This is a genomic window from Photorhabdus kleinii, assembly GCF_025384885.1.
GTDB classification, from domain to species: domain Bacteria; phylum Pseudomonadota; class Gammaproteobacteria; order Enterobacterales; family Enterobacteriaceae; genus Photorhabdus; species Photorhabdus kayaii.
This window is the reverse complement of record NZ_JAJAFY010000024.1, coordinates 35,129-60,209: the sequence shown is the minus strand read 5'-3', so window position 1 is coordinate 60,209 and position 25,081 is coordinate 35,129. Positions and strand designations below refer to the sequence as shown.

Below are 25,081 nucleotides of genomic sequence, written 5' to 3'. Positions count from 1 at the left end.
CTAACTGTGTTTTAACTGAAACAAACTGGAGACTGTCATGGAAAACCTGAATATGGATCTGCTGTACATGGCTGCCGCTGTAATGATGGGCCTAGCGGCAATCGGTGCTGCGATCGGTATCGGCATCCTCGGAGGTAAATTTTTGGAAGGCGCTGCTCGTCAGCCAGATTTAATCCCTCTTCTGCGTACACAGTTCTTTATCGTTATGGGTCTGGTTGACGCCATCCCAATGATTGCTGTGGGCCTTGGCTTGTACGTAATGTTTGCTGTCGCGTAGTTTGTAGAAATAATCTGAAACTACGTCAACTCATTAATTTTAAAAGAGGTATTGTGCTGTGAATATTAATGCAACAATCCTCGGCCAGGCCATTGCGTTTGTCTTATTTGTTATGTTCTGTATGAAGTTCGTATGGCCACCGATCATGGCGGCCATAGAAAAACGTCAAAAAGAAATTGCTGACGGTTTATCTTCTGCGGAACGTGCCAAAAAGGACCTGGACTTAGCGCAAGCCAATGCGACCGACCAAATGAAGAAAGCGAAAGTGGAAGCTCAGGTCATCATTGAACAGGCTAATAAACAAAAAGCCCAGATCCTTGATGATGCAAAAGCGGAAGCTGAGCAGGAACGTAACAGAATCGTAACGCAAGCTCAGGCAGAAATTGATGCCGAACGTAAGCGTGCTCGGGAAGAGTTGCGTAAGCAGGTCGCTATGTTGGCTATCGCAGGTGCCGAGAAAATCATCGAACGTTCCGTGGATGAAGCTGCTAATAGCGACATCGTTGATAAACTGGTCGCTGAACTGTAAGGAGGGAGGGGCATGTCTGAATTCGCTACTGTAGCTCGCCCCTACGCCAAAGCAGCTTTTGACTTTGCTGTGGAAAAACAATCGCTTGAACAATGGCAGAATATGCTGGCGTTCACAGCTGAGGTGACTCGTAATGAGCAAGTTGGTGAGCTGCTTTCCGGTTCATTGGCATCGGAAACATTAGCTAATACCTTTATCGCAATTTGCGGTGAACAGGTCGATGAACATGCTCAGAACTTTATTCGTGTTATGGCAGAAAATGGTCGCTTACTGGCGTTGCCGGAAGTTTTGCAGCAATTTATTCAATTGCGTGCATCACTTGAATCAACCGTTGATGTTGAAGTGATTTCTGCCACCGAATTGAGAGAACAACAGCTGGCTAAAATTTCTGTAGCGATGGAAAAACGTCTGTTACGCAAAGTTAAGCTGAATTGCAAAATTGATAAGTCTGTTATTGCTGGTGTGGTTGTCCGCGCAGGTGATTTGGTGATCGATGGCAGTATTCGTGGCCGTTTAGATCGCTTAACAGACGTCTTGCAGTCTTAAGGGGACTGGAGCATATGCAACTGAATTCCACCGAAATCAGCGAACTGATCAAGCAGCGCATTGCTCAGTTCAATGTAGTGAGTGAAGCTCACAATGAAGGTACGATTGTATCCGTTAACGACGGTATCATTCGTATTCACGGTTTAGCCGAAGTTATGCAGGGTGAGATGATCGCACTGCCTGGCAATCGTTATGCAATCGCATTGAACTTGGAGCGTGACTCCGTAGGTGCGGTTGTAATGGGTCCGTATGCTGACTTAGCAGAAGGTATGAAGGTCAAATGTACTGGCCGTATTCTTGAAGTACCTGTTGGTCGTGGTCTGCTTGGTCGTGTAGTAAACACGCTGGGTGAGCCAATTGATGGGAAAGGCCCTGTTGAGCATGATGGTTTCTCTGCTGTTGAAATGATCGCTCCAGGTGTTATCGACCGTCAATCTGTTGATCAGCCGGTACAAACTGGTTATAAATCCGTTGACGCTATGATCCCTATCGGTCGTGGTCAACGTGAACTGATTATCGGTGACCGTCAGACGGGTAAAACAGCACTGGCTATTGACGCAATCATTAACCAACGTGACTCAGGCATAAAATGTGTCTATGTCGCAGTTGGTCAGAAAGCTTCTACTATTGCGAACGTTGTTCGTAAATTAGAGGAGCATGGTGCTCTTGCCAATACTATTGTGGTTGTTGCAACTGCTTCAGAATCTGCGGCATTACAATACCTGGCGCCATATTCGGGTTGTGCAATGGGCGAATACTTCCGTGACCGCGGTGAAGATGCGCTGATTGTTTACGATGATTTGTCTAAGCAGGCTGTAGCTTATCGTCAAATTTCTCTGTTGCTCCGTCGTCCGCCAGGACGTGAAGCATTCCCAGGTGACGTTTTCTATCTGCACTCTCGTTTGTTGGAACGTGCTGCACGTGTTAATGCTGAATATGTGGAAAAATTCACCAATGGTGAAGTAAAAGGTAAAACCGGTTCTCTGACGGCCCTGCCTATCATTGAAACTCAGGCAGGTGACGTATCAGCATTCGTACCAACAAACGTTATTTCAATTACTGATGGTCAGATTTTCTTAGAATCTAGTTTGTTCAATGCGGGGATTCGTCCAGCAGTTAACCCAGGGATTTCCGTATCCCGTGTAGGTGGCGCTGCTCAGACTAAAATCGTTAAGAAATTGTCTGGGGGCATTCGTACTGCTCTGGCTCAATATCGCGAACTGGCAGCGTTTTCTCAGTTTGCTTCTGACCTTGATGATGCAACCCGTAAGCAGTTGGATCATGGTCAAAAAGTAACTGAATTGCTGAAACAGAAACAATATGCGCCAATGTCTGTTGCACAACAGTCGTTGTCTCTGTTTTCTGCGGAACGTGGTTATCTGGAAGATATCGAAATTGCTAAGGTTATTGATTTCGAATCTGCGTTGCTTGCATATGCCAACCGTGAACATGCTGATCTTCTAAAAGAGATTGACCAGTCTGGTGGTTACAACGAAGAGATCGAAGCAAAGCTGAAAGCTCTGCTGGATTCCTTCAAGGCAACTCAGTCCTGGTAACACTATTCGGCCCGGTTTAATTAAACATGGGCCGTCTGGTTAATGAGGAGAATCAGGAATGGCCGGCGCAAAAGAGATACGTACCAAGATCGCCAGCGTGCAAAACACGCAAAAAATCACTAAAGCGATGGAGATGGTTGCTGCGTCCAAAATGCGTAAAACGCAGGATCGCATGGCGGCCAGTCGTCCTTATGCAGAAACCATACGCAGCGTGATTGGTCACCTTGCGTTAGGTAATCTGGAATATAAACATCCATACCTTGAAGAGCGTGAAACCAAACGTGTCGGGTATCTGGTTGTTTCTACCGATCGTGGCTTGTGCGGTGGTTTGAATACTAATCTGTTCAAAAAACTGCTTTCAGAAATGAAAGACTGGTCTGATAAAGGTGTCCAGTGTGATCTGGCGCTTATCGGCTCTAAGGCTACCTCTTTCTTTGCTTCTGTTGGGGGCAACGTTGTTGCTCAGGTAACAGGCATGGGAGATAACCCTTCACTGTCTGAATTGATCGGGCCAGTGAATATCATGCTGCGGGCATACGATGAGGGACGTCTGGATAAACTGTATGTGGTGACAAACAAGTTCATCAATACGATGTCCCAGGAACCGACTATTACTCAGTTATTACCTCTGCCTGCCGGAGATGATGAAACACTGAAGAAGAAATCCTGGGATTATTTATACGAACCTGATCCTAAGGCGTTGCTAGATATACTGCTGCGTCGTTATGTAGAATCGCAGGTTTATCAGGGCGTCGTTGAAAACCTGGCTAGTGAACAGGCCGCACGAATGGTGGCGATGAAAGCCGCAACTGATAATGGTGGTAGCCTGATCAAAGAGTTGCAGTTGGTTTATAACAAAGCTCGTCAGGCCAACATAACTCAGGAGCTGACCGAGATTGTATCGGGTGCTTCCGCGGTTTAACAGCTAGGTTTATGAATTACGTAGAGGATTCAAGATGGCTACTGGAAAGATTATCCAGGTAATCGGCGCCGTGGTGGACGTCGAATTCCCTCAAGATACCGTACCAAAAGTATACGATGCTCTTGAGGTTCAAAACGGCGAAGCTAAGCTGGTGCTGGAAGTTCAGCAGCAGTTGGGCGGCGGCGTTGTTCGTTGTATTGCAATGGGTACTTCTGATGGCTTAAGCCGTGGTTTAAGTGTCACTGATTTAGGCCACCCAATTGAGGTTCCGGTTGGTAAAGCGACATTGGGCCGTATCATGAACGTATTGGGTGAACCAATCGACATGAAAGGCGATATCGGTGAAGAAGAGCGTTGGGCTATTCATCGCCCGGCTCCAAGCTATGAAGAGTTATCTAACTCTCAAGAACTACTGGAAACCGGTATTAAGGTAATGGACCTAATTTGCCCATTCGCTAAGGGTGGTAAAGTTGGTCTGTTTGGTGGTGCGGGTGTAGGTAAAACCGTAAACATGATGGAGTTGATCCGTAACATTGCGATTGAGCATTCGGGTTACTCTGTATTTGCCGGTGTAGGTGAACGTACTCGTGAAGGTAACGACTTCTACCACGAAATGACAGACTCTAACGTACTGGATAAAGTATCTCTGGTATATGGTCAGATGAACGAGCCACCAGGAAACCGCCTACGTGTTGCGCTGACTGGTCTGACAATGGCTGAAAAGTTCCGTGATGAAGGCCGCGATGTTCTGCTATTTGTTGATAACATCTATCGTTATACTTTGGCAGGTACTGAAGTATCTGCGCTGCTTGGTCGTATGCCATCTGCGGTAGGTTATCAGCCAACTCTGGCGGAAGAAATGGGTGTTCTGCAAGAACGTATTACTTCTACCAAAACCGGTTCTATTACCTCCGTACAGGCTGTTTATGTACCGGCGGATGACTTAACTGACCCATCTCCGGCAACGACTTTCGCGCACTTAGACGCAACCGTAGTTTTGAGTCGTCAGATCGCTTCTTTGGGTATTTACCCTGCGGTTGATCCGTTAGATTCTACCAGTCGTCAGCTCGATCCATTGGTTGTTGGTCAAGAGCACTATAATGTTGCTCGTGGCGTTCAGTCTATCCTGCAACGTTATCAGGAGCTGAAAGATATTATCGCCATCTTGGGTATGGATGAACTGTCAGAAGACGATAAGCTGGTAGTTGCGCGTGCTCGTAAGATCCAGCGCTTCCTGTCTCAGCCGTTCTTCGTTGCAGAAGTCTTTACTGGTTCACCAGGTAAGTTCGTTTCCCTGAAAGACACTATCCGTGGCTTTAAAGGTATCTTAGACGGCGACTATGACCACTTACCAGAACAGGCGTTCTACATGGTTGGCACCATCGAAGAAGCTGTGGAAAAAGCGAAGAAACTTTAATACGGCTGACCGGAGGTTGACATGGCTGCAATGACTTACCATTTGAATGTTGTCAGTGCTGAAAGCCGGATGTTTGAAGGTTTGGTACAGAAAATTCAGGTGACAGGTAGTGAAGGTGAACTGGGCATTTACCCAGGACATGCTCCGCTACTGACTGCCATAAAACCTGGCATGGTACGTATTGTTAAGCAGTTCGGTGAAGAAGAGGTCATTTACCTTTCTGGGGGTATCCTTGAGGTACAACCGAGCGGCGTTATCGTACTGGCTGACACTGCGATCCGTGGTAAAGATTTGGATGAAGCTAAGGCGTTGGAATCTAAACGTAAAGCTGAAGAACACATCCGTAATTCTCACGGTGATGTTGACTATGCTCAGGCATCAGCTGAATTGTCTAAAGCGATTGCGAAACTTCGTGTAATCGAGTTAACAAAAAAAGCGATGTAATACAGGCAGTTAAATAAAAAAAGCCAGTTGGTGCGAGCTAACTGGCTTTTTTGTATTGCGAAATATGTAGTAATTTATCTTATAAACAGGTTTACTTTTCTCTCTTAAATTGGAGTTATCGGGTTTCTTATGTCTAACAGTGCAAAAAGTGTTGTGATCCTTGCCGCGGGTAAAGGAACCCGCATGTACTCTGATCTCCCTAAAGTGCTGCACTTGCTGGCCGGTAAACCTATGGTTCAGCATGTGATTGATACTGCAATGGCATTAGGGGCTAAAAATGTTCATCTAGTTTATGGACATGGAGGAAACCTGATGAAGCAAACCCTTTCTGATCAAACACTAAATTGGGTATTACAAGCAGAGCAGTTAGGGACTGGCCATGCAATGCAGCAGGCAGCACCACATTTCGCTGATGATGAAGATATTTTGATATTGTATGGTGACGTGCCTCTTATTGGTACAGATACCCTTGAACGCCTGCTAGCGGTTAAACCTGACGGTGGTATCGGTTTATTAACGGCAATTTTGGATAATCCAACAGGTTATGGTCGTATTGTTCGTGAAAACGGAGAAGTAACGGGCATCATTGAGCAAAAAGACGCGACTGAAGAACAACGTAAAATCAATGAAATAAATACAGGTATTCTGGTTGCTAATGGTAGTGATTTAAAACGTTGGTTGGCCCAATTGGATAATAACAATGTTCAGGGTGAATACTACCTGACTGATGTGATTGCGCTAGCTTATAAAGAAGGTCGAAAAATTGAAGTGGTGCACCCAACTCGCTTGAGTGAAATGGAAGGTGTAAATAACCGCCTTCAACTTTCCGCTCTTGAGCGTATTTATCAATCTGAACAAGCGGAACAATTATTACTAGCGGGTGTTATGTTGTTGGATCCTGCTCGTTTTGATTTACGTGGCACACTAATTCACGGCCATGATGTGGTTATTGATACTAATGTCATTATTGAGGGTAATGTAGCCCTTGGTAATAATGTACAGATTGGTACCGGTTGTGTATTGAAGAATTGCATCATTGGTGATGATTCTATTATTAGCCCCTATACAATAGTTGAAGATTCTGAAATGGAAACTGGTTGTACTGTTGGGCCTTTTGCACGTTTGCGTCCCGGTTCTAAACTCGCTGAAAAAGCCCATGTAGGGAATTTCGTTGAGATGAAAAAATCTTATCTGGGTAAAGGTTCTAAAGCTGGACATTTGACTTATCTTGGCGACGCAGACATTGGTCGTGATGTAAATATTGGTGCAGGTACTATTACCTGTAATTATGACGGTGCTAATAAATTTAAGACCATTATTGGTGACAATGTTTTTGTTGGTTCTGATACTCAGCTTGTTGCTCCGGTGACTGTTGCTAAAGGCGCTACAATCGGAGCGGGGACAACAGTGACAAAAAACATCGCTGAAAATGAGCTGGTTGTAAGCAGAACTAAACAAACACATATTCAAGGGTGGAAACGCCCGGTGAAAGAAAAAAAATAAAATAATAATCCCCACTCTACAGGCTCGGGGACCGGAAAAACCGGAAAACAATCAGGCTCTTGACATATAAAGGGCTTTCATCAGCCCTATTTTTAGGAATAAAACTGATGTGTGGAATTGTTGGTGCAGTAGCACAACGAGATATTGCAGAAATCCTGATTGAAGGACTTCGTCGTTTGGAATACCGAGGTTACGACTCCGCCGGCTTGGCGGTTGTTGATAACGAAAAAAATATGTTTCGCCTGCGTGAAGTCGGTAAGGTACAAGTACTTGCTGATGAGGTTGGTAAGCAGCCAGTCCTTGGTGGGACAGGTATTGCTCATACCCGTTGGGCTACACACGGCGAACCAAACGAGAAAAATGCTCACCCGCATGTATCTGATTATATTGCTGTTGTTCACAACGGTATTATTGAAAACTATGAAGAATTACGCGTTCAATTAATTGCACTCGGTTATCAGTTTATCTCGGATACTGATACAGAAGTTATTGCCCACCTTGTTCATTGGGAACAAAAACAAGGTGGTACTTTGTTGGAAGCTATTCAACGAGTTATTCCTCGGTTGCGTGGTGCTTATGGTGCAGTCATCATGGATAGCCGTGATCCTGGAACAATAATTGCTGCAAGATCGGGTAGTCCTTTGGTTATAGGACTAGGCGTTGGAGAAAACTTTCTGGCGTCTGATCAGTTGGCGCTATTGCCTGTTACTCGTCGTTTTATCTTCCTTGAGGAAGGGGATATTGCTGAAGTAACTCGCCGTACTGTACGTATTTTTAATGCTCAGAGCAAACCGGTTGAGCGGGAACAGATTGAATCCAATATTCAGTATGATGCTGGTGATAAAGGTGTCTACCGTCATTACATGCAAAAAGAGATCTATGAACAACCAATGGCGATTAAAAGCACTCTGGAAAGACGCTTGAGTCATGGGCAGGTAGATCTGTCTGAGCTTGGTCCTAACGCAGCTAAATTATTATCTAAAGTAGAGCATATTCAGATAGTTGCTTGTGGTACATCCTATAACGCAGGTATGGTTTCCCGTTATTGGTTTGAAGCATTGGCTGGTATTCCTTGTGATGTGGAAATTGCTTCTGAATTCCGTTACCGCAAATCAGCGCGCCGTTCAGGAAGCTTACTTATCACCTTGTCTCAATCGGGTGAAACCGCAGATACATTGGCAGCCCTGCGTTTATCTAAAGAACTTGGCTATCTCACATCGTTGACTGTCTGTAACGTAGCGGGTTCTTCTTTAGTACGTGAATCTGATTTTGCTCTGATGACCAAAGCCGGCGCAGAAATTGGTGTTGCTTCAACTAAGGCGTTTACAACTCAATTGACAGTATTACTGATGCTGGTGGCTTACCTTGGACGCTTGAAAGGTGTTGATGCAGAGCAGGAACAAGAAATTGTTCATGCATTACATGCACTGCCAAGCCGTATCGAAAGCATGTTATCGAAAGATAAAATTATTGAAGCGCTGGCGGAAGATTTTTCTGACAAACACCATGCTTTATTCCTTGGTCGTGGTGATCAATATCCGATTGCGGTTGAAGGCGCTCTGAAATTAAAAGAGATTTCTTATATCCATGCTGAAGCTTATGCTGCTGGTGAATTAAAACATGGCCCACTGGCACTGATTGATGCAGATATGCCGGTTATCATTGTAGCTCCGAACAATGAACTGCTAGAAAAACTGAAATCTAATATCGAAGAAGTACGTGCTCGTGGTGGATTGCTATATGTTTTTGCTGATCAGGACGCGGGTTTTACCGATAGTGAAGGAATGAAGATTATTCCATTGCCGCATGTTGAAGAGCTGATTGCACCAATATTTTATACAGTACCATTGCAATTGCTTTCCTATCATGTTGCTCTGATCAAAGGAACTGATGTTGATCAGCCTCGTAACTTGGCTAAGTCAGTGACTGTAGAATAATCGTTTTATAATAAGAAGTTGAAACAAGCCTCTGTACATTAAAAATACAGAGGCTTTTTTTTGAACTGAGAAAATTTATCATTATTTTTTTGCCGATAAAAATAAATCACGCCATTGTAATGTTATATTATGGCGAAATTTATGAAACCAGATATCCATCCAAACTATTGGGGAGTTGTATTTTAATACCTACTTTGCAATTGGCTGCGCGATTCCAGAAAAAATTCGGGCGTTTTATTGATAGAACTCTCAGCTTATAACTTCGGGTTTACTGTCCATATTTAATTTTACTTCTGATTATCTTGAAAATAACTGACCTAAACTTTGTTTGGGAATAGAGTTAGCATAGTTGAATTTAATATAAATAAAATTTATATTTTATGCAAAATGAAATCTCATAAATGCTTGTTGTATAGTATAAAATTAAATCTTCAATTGGTTGTTTTTGCTACAAATTTATCCTCCAAAATAGTTCATAATTTACTCTTATCAACACATTTTTTCATAAACCACAGTTCTGGTCATTTATTGGCACCTGAATATAGCCAATCTTCACCATATATACTCCTGCTTAGTGCCGATACGAAACTATTTTTTCGGAAATCTCACGGATTAGTGAGTTTTGAAAAATCTTGGTTTAGTGGAAACGGTGGATTTGGCGAAAAACGCTCTTCCTAAAGACTCAACTGAATCACTCATATCAGGTAATCACAATATTAAAACAGGTGGAAATTATTCCAGTTTGTCACTAACAAAAAGCGATGGTCGATATGTCTTCATAGAAACCACTTCTCATGAAGCAGATTCTTTTTGTGCAATAGGATATCGTGAGTCTGACTCCTCAAATATAAATGTTGTTCAACTCCCTCGAAAGAACGGCTATGTTGCAATAGCTAATGAACATTATTCTAAATCAGAGTCTGACAGTCGATTTATTCAATTGAATACGGATACAAAAACATCAGGTTATATATTAGCTAAAACTGCAAACTATTATGATGATCCTAATTCACGTCATTTGGGCCGTTCGGGATTTTTGAGGCCTAATGGAATTGATAATCTGGGGGCATTAGCAATTCATATAGCTCATCCTGACGTTGATAGCTCTCAGCACGCTCGCGGGCTTTCTTTCGGGTACGGGGGATATTCAGAAGCATTCAGCGTTTCTACTTACGCTTTCGATGAAAATGGTAACTTCAGGGGGAAACGTAAGATATTAACAGAGGATGATATCCTTGTTGGTATTCCGCTACCGTGGTCTAAACCAACCGCACCAGCAGGTTATCTTATTTGTAGTGGTCAGCAGTTTGACAAATCTATATACCCTAAATTAGGGGAAGCATATCCCTCTGGTGCACTCCCTGATCTACGCGGTGAATTTATTCGAGGTTGGGATAATGGGAGAAGTATTGATTCAGGGAGAGATATATTATCCCATCAGAATTCAACAAAGTTACCTAATCTTTACACCCATGCTGCCTCTGCAAATATAGGAGTATTGGTATCTCCTCCTATTAATCGTTTTTCAAGTAATTATCCATCAGAAATTATGGCTAGTGATTTTGAGGAAACAGAATTCGGGAGCGGTAAATATTTTTCGACCCAACTAAATCCTGGTGGTGCAGTTTCATTATCTACATTTAGAGTACGTCCCCGTAATATCGCATTTAACTACATAGTGAGAGCAGCATAATGACAACACAGAAACAAAAATATTCCCTAGAACCAGAATCCGCAATATTGGGAAATAATGGATTAGCAACCAAGGCTGGTTGGTTAACAATCTATCATGCAGAGCCTTATTCCAGAGAATTTATTGGTACCAGACCAGAATATCTAATGGAAGGAGTGGGACTTCCTGCCTATTCCTATCCAGACGCACCAGAACTTCCAGATTCTGATGACATGGCTGTTTACCGCAGCGAAGATAAAAGTTGTTGGCAAATAGTACCTGATTACCGTGGAAAAACAGCTTATAACAAGCAGACACGAGCACAATATGAAATTACTGCTCTAGGTGAACTACCAGAATTTCTGACATTCAAGCAACCTGCCACTGATTTTGATAAATGGGATGGTAAAAAGTGGGTAATTGATAAAGCTGCTGTAAAAGACAATCAAATTGAACAGGCAGAGCAGCGGCGAGTAACACTGTTACAACAAGCAAACGAAACAGTCGCATTGCTACAACATGCAGTAGATACTGAGCTGGCTTCAGAAAAAGAAAAGCTATTGTTGCTAGATTGGAAAAAGTACTTTGTATTAATGAACCGGATTAATATTTCTTCAGCTCCAGATATTAACTGGCCTGAAAAACCAGAATAAAATAATACCGGCCTGTTTTTCAGGCCGTAGATTTAAGACTTATAAACAAAATTATAGATGTTTATCGTTTCTGAAACCATATCTTTACATCAGAATTATTAACAGATTTTTATTTTGTTCTTTCATAAAATGTCTCTGAATTTTTAAGTGAAAAATAAAAAATTAACTTCATAACTTTATATGCTATTGTAATTCAACCTCCAACACTATATTTAATATTTTATATCAGTCTATAAAAATCACTGAAATAATAGAAAAACTATAAAGAATCATTTTTCAGAAAGAATAACTGATAGCTTTAAAATCGGTGATATTACTTAGAGCAAAGAATTTAAATAAATAAAAAATCATATAAATACCCAACCATGTTAGGTATTTATAAAGAGCGACATAAATGCATAATCAAATTAATGAATAATTACTATTTTTTATTACCATAAAAATGATTCATTTTATTCTGGTTGCTCTGGCCATTCAATATTTTTTGCCGTGGTATCCATTCGATTTAACGCGACGCGATATTTTTTCCACTCCATCAACATTGTTATTTCATTATCAGTAGCAATTCCTAAATCAATGGCATCTTGCAATGGTGCCATTTTAATTGAAGCTTGTTCTAATAAATAATATTGTTGGCGGTGATAGGTTTTATTTTTCTGTTCGATAATAGCCTGATGATATAATGCCTTAGCCTCTTGAGCACTGAAACCCATTGAGATTAATTGATGAGGTTCAGCTGGCACATTAACATATTCATAGCCATTTTTATCTACCAATCTATTTAATATTATCATATATCCTCATTATGGTTTTTTTTGATAAAGCGTGTCATATTCTAGGGAGTAAGGTATTGTATTATCAATATATTCTTCACCTAATAACGGATCATTGATGGCTAACGATTTCACCATCCACTTAATTTCTCTATTAAGGTCTGAATTTGACCACCGATATATTTCAACCTCTCCTTCTTCACGTGAATAATGAATTGGTTGGAAATTACTGGTCACAAAATAGGTTAAACCACCACGTAAATAACAACCACTGTAAACATAACAACCTACAACATCACCAGATTTAACATCACCATAGAGAGGATATTTACCATCGACGGGTCTGGCGATGCTTATCATGGTGTAGCGGATCGCTTTTATTGTTTTACGATAGGTTTGATTTATGCGTTTAATATTTAAATATTGTGCATCACCACCCCACCGATGCTCTCCGCCTTCTATTTGTGTAAGTAATCCGGCTACATGTGTCACGCCCTCCCCGAATGGTTTTTTTTCTGCATCATATGGATAGGGCCTATGAAGCGTTAACCAAGAATTCGCTCCGACATTTGGTGGGAAGTCCCACCAAATCGGATAATAGCGTTCAGTACTCAGTCCAGTAAGATCAATCGTGGTGGTATAGCGTGGTTCACCCTGAATATCCGACGCAGTGGGTTTATTGAGCGTGTTATATTCTTGGGCCCAAGGTGTCCATGGTAAATTGTGATATTGGCTGCGTGTATATACCCGGCTGCTGTTATAAACAAAATAACGCTGAATGATCCCAGCAGCCTGTAAAACGACAAGTGAACCGGCAAGTGGTTCAGGATAGTTAGCACCATTTTGAGCGTAAATATTGTAATCTTGGTAATAAATCCCTGGTATTTTATAGTTATCCAAATTTGCCTGATCACCCAAATAAACCGCCTGCTCACTAAAGATATCCTGAGAAGTAATATTGATATCTTCAGATAGGATTTTTCCATTCACTTTCCGGTTGTTTGGAACTGCACCCTTAGCCAAATCCACCGTTTCCACTAAACCAAGGTTTTTAAAAACTCGCCAATCCGTGATAATTTCGATAATAATAGTATTATATTGGTATTATTCAGGGTTACATATGGCAAAGATTGGCTATGTTCGGGTGTCAACAAATGACCAAAACAGTGATTTACAGCGAAACGCATTGATAAGTATAAATTGTGAACAAATTTTTGAGGATAAAATTAGCGGAAAAACATCCAACAGACCAGGTTTAAAACGAGCTTTAAAACTACTTAAAAAAGGTGACACTCTAGTCGTTTGGAAATTGGATCGACTAGGGCGTAGCGTAAAAAATATGGTGACTTTGATTTCCGATTTAAGTGAACGCGGTATTCATTTTCAAAGCTTGACTGATAGCATTGATACCAGTACTTCTATGGGACGATTTTTCTTTCATGTTATGAGTGCATTGGCTGAAATGGAGCGGGAATTAATCGTAGAAAGAACAAATGCAGGATTAATAGCTGCTCGTGCCCAAGGGAGAATTGGTGGTAGACCAGTATCACTTTCATTTGTTGAACAACAACAAGCAGCAAGATTGCTGGCAAAAGGCCACACACGGAAACAGTTATCATTAATTTACAACATATCGTTATCTACAATATATAAATATTTTCCAGTAAATAAAACAAATTGTCGATCAAATTAGTATTTTCAGTGCGGCTAGTTAAATGTTTAATTTTGTATTCATAATATCCAAGGCTAATTGGTTATTAATTTATCCAAAATATATCACGTTTCTTTTCTATACAAAAAACTTCCGCCGCACTATACGATATAAAGAAACAATGGGATAAGTTAACAATCAGCTATTGCTAGCAAAAGAATCTATTGTGTATGAAATCCACTGCATCTGGACGTTTTTGGGTAACGAATTGCCATCAGCATAGGATTTACACATCTAAGTAAATTAATTTATTTACAATTGAAAAGTGTGTCAGTACCTGGAAATCACTAGGTAAACGCGACCAATAAAGTTGATTTCATTAATTGCACAGTCAAAAGTTACATCGTTATCACAAACTCGGATCTTACTGACTGGGATTCTTGTAATTTTTTTAATGCTGTGCATGCCTTCAATATCAATTAACCATAAACCATCTTGAACATCAGGTTCTTCTGTATCTAGCAAATACCAAGTTTTATTGTTATCGACAATAAGAGGTTTTTTTATTTCTCTGGCAATCAGTTGATTATCTAAAATCACTGGATCGTCATCGCTCAGCTTTCCACCAATCAATTTAACGCGTTGTATTTTCGGGGTAATAATGTTTTTTAAAGATTCCTTTTTCTTTTCTCCATCAGGGAACATTTCTCCTTGTCCTGTGCTTAGCCATAACAATGAAGCATTGGTTTCAAGGTTGCATTGAATAACCCAATCGGCTGGAAAGCTGTCCCTTAAATAACGGTTTGCCATTGTGCTTTTAGACACGCCTAAATGGTCGCTCAATGCTTGACGTGATTTAAAACTATATGCACTGATAAGGCGTTCGATAGCTTGCTTTCCTCCACTATCTGCACCCATTTTTATCTCAGTTATGTTTTTTTTCATTGAAAGTACAGTTTAGTGAGTTTGCCGTCTCCACAAAGCCCTCTGATTAAGAGCTATAGTGATCCCAAATAAATTTATTAGATCCGATAGGGGATATTGCATCATGGGCATATAAATTTCAATCTATACCAGTTATCTTTCAAGTTGCCTCTTTGTTGGCTACACTCACTCACCCCGGTCACATAGTTACCTATGCTCCCGGGGATTCGCTCCCTTGCCGTCGCGATGCATCTTGAAATCCATAGGGTATATATACTTTGTGAAACTATGTCATCTAAATAAAGAGAAAAAATCTTCCAATCGATAAAATAAGAAAAACTTATTAATTACAATGGATTGTGATCGGAAAGAAACCTTTTTAACCATTAATTATTTCAATAAAAACAATAATTAATATATTAACACTATCAAATATAGTTCTCAAAAAAGATGAAAAACCACTTTAAATTTTTCTAATCAAAGTGTACTGTTCTTATATACAGTTATGTTATGCGGAGGTAAGTTTGTCAGTGGACTTTCTTATGGAATCAGTAATAGCGCAACGTATTAATTTTATAGCCAGAATGGCAACGAGCTGTGAATGTAATCATGCTGAAGATAAAGAACTTGCTTTAGTTTGGATTGCTGAGTTGTCGACACCACTTGCAAAACAACTTATTAACCACCACGAAACGCTTGAAGAATAAATGCGGCAGATAAATGTGGGAATTCTGTATGATAAATAATCTAAAGTTTCTAAATTGATAATGATTGCATTGGAAAATGAGCTGAGAAATAGACTTTGCCTATGAATTCAGCAAATTTTGGAAGATATGATTAATTATTAAATTAGCCACTGAAAAGTGGCTTCTTGCTTCTCATTTGTACTGTTTCCTTAACAATATTGTTTCATTGTTTCTCTCCCACTATTCAGCGCACCATAACACTTTAAATTAACAATATTGACTAAATTAGAGAGGGTATACCTAATGAAAATAATTGCACAGCAGAATGATACTGTTGATGCTTTATGCTGGAGTCATTATGGTCGGACTCAAGGTATGACAGAACAGGTATTATTAGTTAACCCAAGCTTGGCCGAGTATGGTGTAATTCTGCCACATGGTACAGAAGTTGAGATGCCGGAAATTATGACAGCTACAACGAAACCTATTTTGCAACTATGGGATTAAAGATATCCATCCTAAATTGGCGGTTTTTAAATAGAATTATCACTCTATATCAGGAAATTAAACTTATCTATTCTGGCTAGATAAATAGTTGAACTGGAACATTATACTTAATATATAATCAATCAGCGCAAATTTGAATTTTTTTAACTATTAGAGTCAAGCTTTAACAAAAGAATTACCTAGTAACATAGATTACATAAAGGCCTTTCTCGATTACGGGAAGGGCTTTTTAATTTATGTTTTTATATTTTCCCTTTTCAAGAAACTTGTTTTGTCTTTCTTACAATTCCTCTTTGATGTTGGAAACTGTCTTTGCTGGCATTCTTTCATACATAAATCCACAACCACCAAATGGCATTTTTCCAAACATGGATACACAACTAACAGAACTTTTGCGCTTATTGCGTAACCTGATCAGAACTGGTGTTGTTACCGAGGTAGATCATGCCCGAGGTATGTGCCGAGTCGCGACAGGTAATCTTGAAACCGATTGGCGGCCTTGGTTGACAATGCGAGCAGGTCATTCCCGTACCTGGTGGTCCCCCAGTGTTAGTGAACAGGTTTTATTACTATCTGTTGGTGGAGAATTGACCACCTCCTTTGTATTACCGGCTGTATATTCTGATCAATTTCCAGCTCCATCAGCTTCTTCCGAAGCTGTCCATATAGCTTTTCCTGATGGAGCAGTAATGGAATATGAACCGTTATCTGGTGCATTAAAGGTAACAGGTGTTAAGACTGCTAAGATACAGGCTTTATATTCCATAGATCTTGAAGCGACAAATATAAAACTAAAGGCATACAACGAAATAAAATTGGAGTCATATAACAAGATTGAATTGGATGCAAAAAACAAAATTGGATTGAAAGCACTCAACGAAATTGGGCTAGATGCAACAAAAGAGCTCAAAATGAAATCACATGAAGTCAAGTGTGAAGCAGAAAAAGAAATCGAACTGAAAGCACCAGATTTGTCTCTGAAAGGAAATACTAAACTGGAAGGTAATGTTGAAAATACAGGAGGAAAACTCTGTTCTAATGGTGTGACCTTACATTCTCACCAACATACCGGCGTTATGGCAGGCGGTGCGACAACAGGAGGCCCAGTATAATGATGTACCTTGGAATGAATCGACAAACCGGTCATAGCCTGACGGATCTGGATCATGTACGCCAGTCTGTCAGCGACATCTTACTAACCCCCATCGGTAGTCGTTTGGCTCGTCGTACTTATGGTTCTCTGCTACCTGAATTAATTGACTGGCCACAGAACGCGGCTCTACGCCTGCAAATTATGGCAGCCACCTATACAGCTATTAGCCGTTGGGAACCGCGAATTAATCTGACAGCTATCACCATAAATACCCAACAAGACGGCAAAATGACAGTAGATATATCTGGTCATTATCAGCTGTCCCCTGGGGGGTTTTCTTTATCTATCCCTGTGAGGTAAAACAATGCCGACCATTGATCTAAGCCAGTTGCCGCCACCTGATGTAGTCGAGCCACTAGATTATGAAAGCCTGTTGGCTGAACGTAAAGCCAAATTAATATCTCTTTATCCTGAAGAACAACAGGATGCTATTACTCGAACATTGGAATTAGAATCCGAACCTCTGGTTAAGTTACTTGAGGAAAATGCTTACCGGGAATTGATATTGCGCCAGCGGGTTAATGAAGCTGCTCGTGCAGTAATGTTGGCCTATGCAACCAATAGCGATTTAGACCAGTTAGGAGCGAACTATAACGTTACCCGGGCAGTTATGGAGCCTGATAGCACTTTCCGTGATCGCATCCAAAGAGCCTTCGAAGGGCTAAGTGTTGCAGGGCCAATAGGTGCGTATGAATATCATGCTCTTAAGGTTAATGAAAGTATTCATGCTAATAAAAGCGAATACAAAGGTGAATATCAAACTGTTGCAGATGTTTCCGTCATCAGCCCATCACCAGCCAATGTGACTGTGACTGTTTTATCACGGAAATGGAAATGGGAAAAAGATAAAGAAGATGAGGAAGATAAGGAGCATAACGGTGTAGCTTCACAAGATTTATTAGATAAAGTGATTGTGGCACTTAATGATGAAAACGTCAGACCAGTTGCTGATCGGGTCAAAGTGCAGTCAGCCCAAATAGTGGAATATCAAATTGATGCTGTGCTTTATCTCTATCCGACACCTGAATCTGAGCCTATCCGTAAATTGGCTCAACAAAATATGGATAAATACATGCTAGATCAACATAAGTTAGGCAGAGATATTCGGTTATCTGCCATTTATGCTGCGCTGCATGTCGCGGGAGTACAGCAGGTAGAACTGAGAGCTCCGACGAAGGACATAATTCTGTGTAAAGATCAAGCTCCTTATTGTACTGACGCAAAACTGGAAATAGGTAAAACACAAACTGCTGATTGTTCCAAACCAAATTCAGGTTTGATAGTAGGAGGTTCTGATGAATGACCGCCTGTTACCAACAGGTTCTACGGTTTTGGAGTTGGCTGCTGCTAAGGCATGTTCACAATTGCAAAATATTCCAGTCCCGCTTCGCCAACTCTGGAATCCTGATACTTGCCCTGAGGAATTATTACCCTATCTAGCATGGGCGTGGTCGGTTGATCGCTGGGACGAAAATTGGTCGGCAAACACTAAGCGGGAAGTGATAAAAAATTCGCTGTTTCTGCATAAACACAAGGGAACCATTGGTGCCGTCCGTCGCGTGGTAGAACCGCTTGGTTATCTCATTCAAATAAAGGAATGGTGGCAGAACAATGAAACACCGGGCACATTCCGGTTGGCGATAGGGGTACAGGAAAACGGGATCACCGAAGAAACTTTTTTAGAGCTGGAACGACTAATTTCTGATGCCAAGCCTGTAAGTCGTCATTTGATAGGTTTGTCAATCAATCTGGATGTTAAGGGCGAATTTTATTGTGCTGCGACGAGTTATAGTGGAGATGACCTCACTGTTTACCAATATCTCCCTGACATCATTACAACTAGCGACAATACGCCTTTAGGGGCAGCAATTCATTTGATCGAAACAGATACATTGAGGGTTTCACCATGAAATATTTTGCAATTTTAACTAACCTGGGAGCGGCGAAACTGGCAAATGCTGCTGCTTTGGGGACAAAAGTCGATATTACTCACATGGCTGTTGGTGACGGTGGCGGTAAATTACCAGATCCTGACGTCAATCAGACAAAATTAGTTAATGAAAAGCGTCGTGCTGCAATTAATACATTAGGCGTCGACCCGGTAAACACCAACCAAATTATTGCCGAACAAATTATCCCTGAAAGTGAGGGTGGTTGGTGGATGCGTGAAATTGGTCTGTTTGACAGTGAAGGTAACTTGATTGCAGTAGCAAACTGTCCGGAAACCTATAAACCACAATTACAGGAAGGTTCGGGTAGAACACAAACTATCAGAATGATCTTGATTGTTAGCAATACGGATTCGGTAACGCTGAAAATCGATCCCTCTGTAGTTTTAGCAACTCGTGATTATGTAGATAGCTCTATTCAGAAACATGAAAAAAGCCGTAATCACCCAGACGCCACGTTGACAGAAAAAGGTTTTACAAAACTTAGTAGTGCTATTAACAGTAATGATGAAACTACAGCAGCAACACCCAAAGCAGTAAAAGCGGCTTATGATAATGCTAATAGTAAATTGGCAAAAAACCAAAATGGCGCGGATATCCCAGATAAAAATGCTTTTGTAAAAAACCTTGGTTTGATGGAAAAGCTAATTCCGATAGGTGTACCACTTCCTTGGCCGACGGCCACACTGCCGGATGGGTGGTTGCAATGTAATGGTGCGGCCTTTGATAAAGCGAAATTTCCGGAATTAGCCAAGGCTTATCCTGGTGGTAATTTGCCCGATTTAAGGGGTGAATTTATCCGTGGCTGGGATGACAAGCGTGGCGTTGATCCAGATCGTACATTATTGGTATGGCAAGAAGGGTCTTATTTACTACAGGAAGTTCATCAACCTGCTGATAATGTTGTTAACTTCTCAGTTAATGAGCGTACGAAATTACAGTGGGATACCCCTCAAAATAAAGATATTCAATTAAGAGCTAGAGCTTCTGGAGGTTCAGCAACGACTTGGACTACCAGTGCTAATTATATAGGGGTATCAAGGCCACGTAACGTAGCGTTTAACTACATTGTAAGGGCAGCATAATGCTCATGTCTGTACTTGAAGAGATCCCGGTAGGAATACCACTTCCTTGGCCGACTGACATACCACCAAATGGGTGGGTGAAATGTAATGGGGCAATCTTTGATAAGTCTTTATATCCAAAATTAGCGGAAGTTTATCCTACTGGTAGATTACCCGATTTACGTGGTGAATTTATCCGGGGCTGGGATGATGGACGTGGGGTAGATATTGGTCGATATATATTATCCTCTCAATTAGCAGATATTGCTCCACACAGTCACAGGATTGGACGGATGTGGTCTAACTCAAATGGTGGAATCGAGGGGGTGGGTACACCAAGCTATATTCTCAATAGTGTGCACCAAGGCGTTAACTACGGAATTGATCCTCGCGGATTAGGTGTTGCTATTGGAATGGGAGCTGGTGGTTTCGGTTATATGGATAATGCAATTGCTGCTTCAACAGGAATAGAAACACGTCCACGAAACGTGGCATTTAATTACATTGTAAGGATTGCCTGATGAATAAGGTTGTACTGGATAAAAATAATATTGCTATCAGTACTGGAAGTATCGTTGTGTTTAATTACGATGCGATTACGCTGGAATATTTAAACAGTTCTGATGAGTATCTTCCCGTTGGTGTCGGTATTCCTGCCAATTCCTGCGCAGACGCGCCACCTGATACCCAAGAGGGATATGTCGCCTGCCGTTCATCTGATTTGACCGGTTGGCAAATTGTACCAGATTATCGAGGAAAAATAGCTTACAGCACACAAACTGGGGAACAGAAGGAAATCATTAAACCTGGTGAATTACCAGAAATGCTGACATTCAAACAGCCAAGCACCGATTTTGACAAGTGGGATGGTGAAAGATGGGTAACGGACATTGAAGCTCAAAAAGCCGCTCAGATTAAACAGGCAGAACAACAACGTGTCACTCTTCGCCAACAGGCTGATGAAGCCATGACTTTATTACAATATGCTATTGAGACTGAGATGGCCTCAGACGCAGAGAAAACATTATTGCTTGCCTGGAAGAAGTATGTGGTATTACTGAGCCGTGTTGATACTTCAATGGCTTCAGATATTGAGTGGCCGCAAATACCAGAATAATAAAATTATCAAGACCGGGCGTTATTCTGTCTCCGGTCTTTTTTCAGTTAAGGCTATGGCTATGTTGGCCTGTCGATTTTTGATGCTTTTGAAGTATCAACCTGGTTAAGTATGGCTAGGTATTTTTTCCATTCCAATAAGACCTGACGCATTAGGTAAACACTTATTGATTACCCTAAAAAGCCAGAGTAGAAAAAAGGCCTGCGGTCTGTGAACTGCGGGCCTATATTATTTATACTGGTAGTACAGGCCACTCAATATCTGGTGCTATGGTGGGATCAATGCGGTTTGCCTGCATTCGGTATTTTTTCCAGGCTTTGAGTCGTTCTATCTCTTCCGCAGTTGCTTCGCTCAGATCAATGGCATCCTGTAAGGGGGCAATATTATTGCTGGCAAGGGCTAACAATTCCTCTTTATGTCTTTCTGCTTGAGCAACTAACTCGGCCTTTGTATACTCACGCGGAACAATATCACCATTTATATATTGCCATTTGCCAGAAATATCACAAGAATCAGGCAAATTACTCACCTCAGCTACACTCATTCCATCTGGGTTAAAAGCTGATATATCTCCTGATATTGAACGGATTACATTATTAAAATCATACATTACTTTGATTGTGTCAGGGTTAAAGCTTTTCTGGCATTCATACCAGTCTTGGCCGTCTTCTGACTTCAAATAAATGACATTAAAATCCGCAATGAATTTTTTGGCTTGTTTTGAGTCAGGTATGTATTGGGAAAAATTTTTAATATTTTGCATACATTTATCACCTTACTAAATATTGGATATATTCATCCATATGCCGTTAACCTTCTTCTGTATTGGCCTGCGGTTTACGGTGTCAACTAATTCATCTCTATTTTCATTTATTGCAGCAATAATGGTATGCCCACTTGTGTCTTTATCTCCGGGACTTTTCCATATTTGTGCGCTCTCTTTAGCGCCAAGGCGAATGTCTTGAATATAACGCGTATCTGATTCTGATTTTGTATAAGCACCAATAATCGCAGCGGTTGGTCTATATCCTTCATGATAGACCTGATACCCCCTAACTCGAAGATTATCAGATTTCAAGCTCATCCATTCATTGGTTGGCCCTCCAGAGAGAGCATGCTGCCATTTGAAATATTCGTTACCATTATCTCCTGTTCTAAACCACATATAGGAGTCTGTATCATTATCTCCTGTGTCTTTAAAACCGACAGAGGCGAAGTCGGTGTGTCTGTTCCAACTCAGCATAGAGTCAGTAGTAATAGTTATGTCACCTGTTACACTGCCTCCGCTACGTTGCAACGCGTCTGCGGCTTTGGTAACGGTTTCCACCAAACCAAGATTTTTCAAAACTCACTAATCCGTGAGATTTCCGAAAGAATAGTTTCGTATCGGCACTAAGCAGGAGTATATATGGCAAAGATTGGCTATATCAGGGTGCCAATAAATGACCAAAACAGTGATTTACAGAGAAATGCGTCGATGTGTATAAATTATCATCTGTCTTTGTAGAGAAAATCTGTGAAAAAATAATCAATGAACAGAGCTAAGAGTTCACGACAGAAGAAACAGATATTGATTTACTGAGGTTTCATTTTCCACTCTCTATAAAGATGGGTAGTTAAATAATTAGAAAAAATAATAAATTAACCAACCTGATTTGTATCATCTCCCACACATTTCCCATCGAATGATTTAATAATTCGGATACTTCAACATAGCGGGACACCTTAATAGGAGAACCGCTAATATGGCACAAGAATATCATCACGGCGTCCGTGTAAAGGAAATTAACGAAGGCACACGCACCATAACCACTGTTAGCACCGCTATTGTCGGTATGGTCTGTACTGGTCCTGAGGCAGACGAAAAAACTTTTCCATTAAACACTCCGGTTTTGATTACTGATGTTTCGATGGCAATTGGCAAAGCGGGTAAAACCGGTACATTGCCTCAGGCACTTAAAGCTATCTCAGACCAGTCTAAACCCGTTACTGTTGTTGTCCGTGTAGCACAAGGTGAAACGGAAGAACAAACTACCAGCAACATCATTGGTACTACAACTAATGAAGGTAAGAAAACCGGTATACAGGCACTGTTGGCAGCACAAAGCCAATTAGGTGTGAAGCCACGTATTCTGGGGGTTCCTGGGCTGGATACAAAGGCTGTTGCTGTTGAGTTGGCGAGTATCGCATACAAGCTGAGAGCAATGGCTTATATCAGCGCCTATGGCAGTAAGACTATCTCAGAAGTTATCGAATATCGCAAAAACTTCAGTCAGCGCGAACTGATGCTGATTTGGCCTGATTTCCTGAGTTGGGATACTGTTGCTAATAAAGAGACTATCGCCTACGCTACTGCTCGTGCACTGGGTTTGCGCGCAAAAATTGATGAAGAAACAGGTTGGCACAAAACACTGTCCAATATCGGTGTCAATGGTGTGACCGGTCTTTCAGCAGACGTATTCTGGGATCTTCAAGAGCCAGCAACAGATTCAGGTCTGCTAAACCAAAATGGTATCACAACACTTATCCGTAAAAATGGCTTCCGTTTCTGGGGTTCCCGTACCTGTGCTGATGACCCATTGTTCCAGTTCGAAAGTTACACTCGTACCGCTCAAGTATTGGCTGACACTATGGCGGAAGCGCATATGTGGGCGATCGATAAACCACTTACTCCTTCACTCGTACGAGACATTATCGAAGGTATTAACGCTAAGTTCCGCGAACTGAAATCTGGGGGTTACATTATTGACGGTCAGTGTTGGTATGACGAAAACGCCAATGATAAAGACACCTTGAAAGCGGGTAAATTGACCCTCGATTACGACTATACACCTGTACCACCACTGGAAAACATGATGTTACGCCAGCGTATTACAGATCGTTACCTGATGGATTTCGCTAAAAGCATAAACGGCTAAGGGGACACAGATGGCATTACCTCGCAAACTTAAATTCCTGAACTTGTTTAATGATGGCAATAGTTATCAGGGAATCGTGGAAGAACTTACTCTGCCTAAGCTGAGTCGTAAACTGGAAACCTATCGTGGCGGTGGTATGAACGGTAGCGCAACCGTGGATTTAGGCTTGGATGAAGGTGCATTGGACGTTGAATTTACTCTGGGAGGTATGGAAGCTCAACATTATCGGCAATGGGGTCTGACCAAAGCCGATGGCGTAATGTTGCGCTTTGCGGGCTCCTGCCAGCGCGATGATACCAGCGATGTGATTGCTGTTGAAATCGTGATGCGTGGCCGTTTCCATGAGTTTGACCACGGTACTTATAAGCAAGGAGATAATACTCAGACCAAAATCAGCGCTAAAAACACCTATTTCAAATTGACATGGGACGGTGAAGTTCTGATCGAAGTGGATACCGTTAACATGGTTGAAGTCGTTAATGGTGAGGATCGCTTGGCAGATCACCGTCGCGCTATGGGTCTTTAATCTAATCGGATAAACAAGGTTGAACCATGACAGAAACACTAATTACTCAAAACGACGAGCAGCGCACAATCGTATTAGAAGAACCGCTTGCACGTGGTAGTAGCAACATCACTGAAGTGGTGGTGCGCAAACCGAACAGTGGCGCGCTGCGTGGTGCTCGGCTACAGGCTTTGCTGGAGATGGATGTGGATTCAATGATATTGGTTTTGCCACGTGTTACCACACCAGCGCTCACTAAAAGCGACCTGTTGTCAATGACACCCGGCGATCTGATTAATCTCAGTGTTGAGGTGGTCAATTTTTTGTTACCGAAGTCGGCGAAGTCCGGTTTCCAGACCGACTAACCGTAGATGAATT

At 41.4% G+C, this 25,081-nt stretch carries 29 protein-coding genes and 1 pseudogene; 24 read left to right on the top strand and 6 right to left on the bottom strand.

Going from position 1 to position 25,081, the window contains the following annotated elements; all coding sequences use genetic code 11:
- Positions 1 to 37 precede the first annotated feature (37 nt).
- The 11 genes from atpE to LG003_RS12765 all read left to right on the top strand — a co-directional run bounded on the left by atpE (position 38) and on the right by LG003_RS12765 (position 11,456).
- Entirely contained in the window at positions 38 to 277 is a 240-nt protein-coding gene (atpE, locus tag LG003_RS12815) for a F0F1 ATP synthase subunit C (RefSeq protein ID WP_000429386.1), read from the top strand.
- Between the two features lie 58 nt (positions 278 to 335).
- The gene (gene atpF, locus LG003_RS12810) at positions 336 to 806 is read left to right on the top strand and encodes a F0F1 ATP synthase subunit B (RefSeq protein WP_011144457.1); all 471 of its coding nucleotides are present in this window, start codon (positions 336 to 338) and stop codon (positions 804 to 806) included.
- Between the two features lie 12 nt (positions 807 to 818).
- Positions 819 to 1,352, top strand: coding sequence for a F0F1 ATP synthase subunit delta (gene atpH, locus LG003_RS12805; RefSeq protein WP_112878702.1), 534 nt, complete (start codon positions 819 to 821; stop codon positions 1,350 to 1,352).
- A gap of 14 nt (positions 1,353 to 1,366) precedes the next feature.
- Positions 1,367 to 2,908 (top strand): F0F1 ATP synthase subunit alpha, encoded by a 1,542-nt coding sequence (atpA, locus tag LG003_RS12800; protein ID WP_036814820.1) that lies wholly within the window; start codon positions 1,367 to 1,369, stop codon positions 2,906 to 2,908.
- Positions 2,909 to 2,966: 58 nt separating this feature from the next.
- A complete protein-coding gene (atpG, locus tag LG003_RS12795) occupies positions 2,967 to 3,830 on the top strand; it encodes a F0F1 ATP synthase subunit gamma (RefSeq protein WP_262980896.1) in 864 nt (287 codons plus the stop codon).
- Between the two features lie 34 nt (positions 3,831 to 3,864).
- Complete coding sequence (gene atpD / locus LG003_RS12790) at positions 3,865 to 5,247, top strand: F0F1 ATP synthase subunit beta (RefSeq protein ID WP_011144453.1); 1,383 nt, start codon at positions 3,865 to 3,867, stop codon at positions 5,245 to 5,247.
- A 21-nt stretch (positions 5,248 to 5,268) separates the two neighbouring features.
- Complete coding sequence (locus LG003_RS12785; RefSeq protein ID WP_011144452.1) at positions 5,269 to 5,691, top strand: F0F1 ATP synthase subunit epsilon; 423 nt, start codon at positions 5,269 to 5,271, stop codon at positions 5,689 to 5,691.
- A 129-nt stretch (positions 5,692 to 5,820) separates the two neighbouring features.
- Positions 5,821 to 7,194: a bifunctional UDP-N-acetylglucosamine diphosphorylase/glucosamine-1-phosphate N-acetyltransferase GlmU gene (gene glmU / locus LG003_RS12780; RefSeq protein ID WP_262980895.1), complete on the top strand. Its 1,374-nt coding sequence runs from the start codon at positions 5,821 to 5,823 to the stop codon at positions 7,192 to 7,194.
- 107 nt (positions 7,195 to 7,301) lie between these two features.
- Positions 7,302 to 9,131 (top strand): glutamine--fructose-6-phosphate transaminase (isomerizing), encoded by a 1,830-nt coding sequence (gene glmS, locus LG003_RS12775; RefSeq protein WP_112878698.1) that lies wholly within the window; start codon positions 7,302 to 7,304, stop codon positions 9,129 to 9,131.
- Positions 9,132 to 9,753: 622 nt separating this feature from the next.
- Positions 9,754 to 10,824 carry a phage tail protein gene (locus LG003_RS12770; RefSeq protein ID WP_262980894.1) on the top strand — a complete coding sequence of 357 codons (1,071 nt, stop codon included), beginning with the start codon at positions 9,754 to 9,756 and terminating at the stop codon, positions 10,822 to 10,824.
- Entirely contained in the window at positions 10,824 to 11,456 is a 633-nt protein-coding gene (locus LG003_RS12765) for a tail fiber assembly protein (protein ID WP_262980893.1), read from the top strand. The genes LG003_RS12770 and LG003_RS12765 overlap by 1 nt, the downstream gene beginning before the upstream one ends.
- 452 nt (positions 11,457 to 11,908) lie before the next feature.
- Here the strand turns inward: LG003_RS12765 and LG003_RS12760 are convergent, their stop codons facing one another.
- Together LG003_RS12760 and LG003_RS12755 are read right to left on the bottom strand one after the other, a co-directional pair.
- A complete protein-coding gene (locus tag LG003_RS12760; protein ID WP_255566987.1) occupies positions 11,909 to 12,169 on the bottom strand; it encodes a tail fiber assembly protein in 261 nt (86 codons plus the stop codon).
- Positions 12,170 to 12,259: 90 nt separating this feature from the next.
- Entirely contained in the window at positions 12,260 to 13,252 is a 993-nt protein-coding gene (locus LG003_RS12755) for a pyocin knob domain-containing protein (RefSeq protein WP_240003009.1), read from the bottom strand.
- A 97-nt stretch (positions 13,253 to 13,349) separates the two neighbouring features.
- Between LG003_RS12755 and LG003_RS12750 the strand changes: the two genes are divergently transcribed.
- A complete protein-coding gene (locus LG003_RS12750) occupies positions 13,350 to 13,922 on the top strand; it encodes a recombinase family protein (RefSeq protein WP_112878694.1) in 573 nt (190 codons plus the stop codon).
- A 288-nt stretch (positions 13,923 to 14,210) separates the two neighbouring features.
- Here LG003_RS12750 and LG003_RS12745 read toward each other — a convergent pair whose 3' ends face one another.
- Complete coding sequence (locus LG003_RS12745) at positions 14,211 to 14,825, bottom strand: helix-turn-helix domain-containing protein (protein ID WP_112878693.1); 615 nt, start codon at positions 14,823 to 14,825, stop codon at positions 14,211 to 14,213.
- Between the two features lie 521 nt (positions 14,826 to 15,346).
- On the opposite strand from LG003_RS12745, the gene LG003_RS12740 reads away from it, so the two are divergent.
- From LG003_RS12740 to LG003_RS12700, 9 genes and pseudogenes are all read left to right on the top strand, one after another.
- Positions 15,347 to 15,511, top strand: coding sequence for a hypothetical protein (locus tag LG003_RS12740; RefSeq protein ID WP_165603259.1), 165 nt, complete (start codon positions 15,347 to 15,349; stop codon positions 15,509 to 15,511).
- A gap of 282 nt (positions 15,512 to 15,793) precedes the next feature.
- Positions 15,794 to 15,997 carry a tail protein X gene (locus tag LG003_RS12735; protein ID WP_262980892.1) on the top strand — a complete coding sequence of 68 codons (204 nt, stop codon included), beginning with the start codon at positions 15,794 to 15,796 and terminating at the stop codon, positions 15,995 to 15,997.
- Between the two features lie 368 nt (positions 15,998 to 16,365).
- Positions 16,366 to 17,109, top strand: coding sequence for a phage baseplate assembly protein V (locus tag LG003_RS12730; protein WP_262980891.1), 744 nt, complete (start codon positions 16,366 to 16,368; stop codon positions 17,107 to 17,109).
- On the top strand, positions 17,109 to 17,450 hold the full coding sequence (locus LG003_RS12725; protein ID WP_112878691.1) for a GPW/gp25 family protein: 342 nt from the start codon (positions 17,109 to 17,111) through the stop codon (positions 17,448 to 17,450). Before LG003_RS12730 ends, LG003_RS12725 begins: the two co-directional genes overlap by 1 nt.
- A gap of 4 nt (positions 17,451 to 17,454) precedes the next feature.
- The gene (locus LG003_RS12720) at positions 17,455 to 18,453 is read left to right on the top strand and encodes a baseplate assembly protein (protein ID WP_112878690.1); all 999 of its coding nucleotides are present in this window, start codon (positions 17,455 to 17,457) and stop codon (positions 18,451 to 18,453) included.
- Complete coding sequence (locus LG003_RS12715; protein WP_112878689.1) at positions 18,446 to 19,060, top strand: phage tail protein I; 615 nt, start codon at positions 18,446 to 18,448, stop codon at positions 19,058 to 19,060. Before LG003_RS12720 ends, LG003_RS12715 begins: the two co-directional genes overlap by 8 nt.
- Entirely contained in the window at positions 19,057 to 20,184 is a 1,128-nt protein-coding gene (locus LG003_RS12710; protein WP_262980890.1) for a phage tail protein, read from the top strand. Before LG003_RS12715 ends, LG003_RS12710 begins: the two co-directional genes overlap by 4 nt.
- 29 nt (positions 20,185 to 20,213) lie before the next feature.
- Positions 20,214 to 20,418: pseudogene (locus LG003_RS23475) on the top strand (phage tail protein); the annotation flags it as partial.
- Between the two features lie 265 nt (positions 20,419 to 20,683).
- Positions 20,684 to 21,280: a tail fiber assembly protein gene (locus LG003_RS12700; protein WP_112878686.1), complete on the top strand. Its 597-nt coding sequence runs from the start codon at positions 20,684 to 20,686 to the stop codon at positions 21,278 to 21,280.
- A gap of 59 nt (positions 21,281 to 21,339) precedes the next feature.
- Here the strand turns inward: LG003_RS12700 and LG003_RS23470 are convergent, their stop codons facing one another.
- The 3 genes from LG003_RS23470 to LG003_RS12690 all read right to left on the bottom strand — a co-directional run bounded on the left by LG003_RS23470 (position 21,340) and on the right by LG003_RS12690 (position 22,607).
- A complete protein-coding gene (locus tag LG003_RS23470; RefSeq protein ID WP_112878685.1) occupies positions 21,340 to 21,432 on the bottom strand; it encodes a tail fiber assembly protein in 93 nt (30 codons plus the stop codon).
- 80 nt (positions 21,433 to 21,512) lie between these two features.
- Positions 21,513 to 22,043, bottom strand: a complete 531-nt coding sequence (locus LG003_RS12695; RefSeq protein ID WP_262980888.1) for a tail fiber assembly protein — start codon at positions 22,041 to 22,043, stop codon at positions 21,513 to 21,515.
- A gap of 15 nt (positions 22,044 to 22,058) precedes the next feature.
- Positions 22,059 to 22,607 (bottom strand): hypothetical protein, encoded by a 549-nt coding sequence (locus tag LG003_RS12690; protein WP_262980887.1) that lies wholly within the window; start codon positions 22,605 to 22,607, stop codon positions 22,059 to 22,061.
- Between the two features lie 418 nt (positions 22,608 to 23,025).
- Here LG003_RS12690 and LG003_RS12685 point away from each other — a divergent pair, with 418 nt between their 5' ends.
- The 3 genes from LG003_RS12685 to LG003_RS12675 are packed head-to-tail and all read left to right on the top strand — an operon-like array spanning position 23,026 to position 25,068.
- Positions 23,026 to 24,198 (top strand): phage tail sheath protein, encoded by a 1,173-nt coding sequence (locus LG003_RS12685; RefSeq protein ID WP_262980886.1) that lies wholly within the window; start codon positions 23,026 to 23,028, stop codon positions 24,196 to 24,198.
- A gap of 10 nt (positions 24,199 to 24,208) precedes the next feature.
- Entirely contained in the window at positions 24,209 to 24,724 is a 516-nt protein-coding gene (locus LG003_RS12680) for a phage major tail tube protein (RefSeq protein ID WP_036782412.1), read from the top strand.
- 26 nt (positions 24,725 to 24,750) lie between these two features.
- Entirely contained in the window at positions 24,751 to 25,068 is a 318-nt protein-coding gene (locus tag LG003_RS12675) for a phage tail assembly protein (protein WP_011144426.1), read from the top strand.
- Positions 25,069 to 25,081 lie beyond the last annotated feature (13 nt).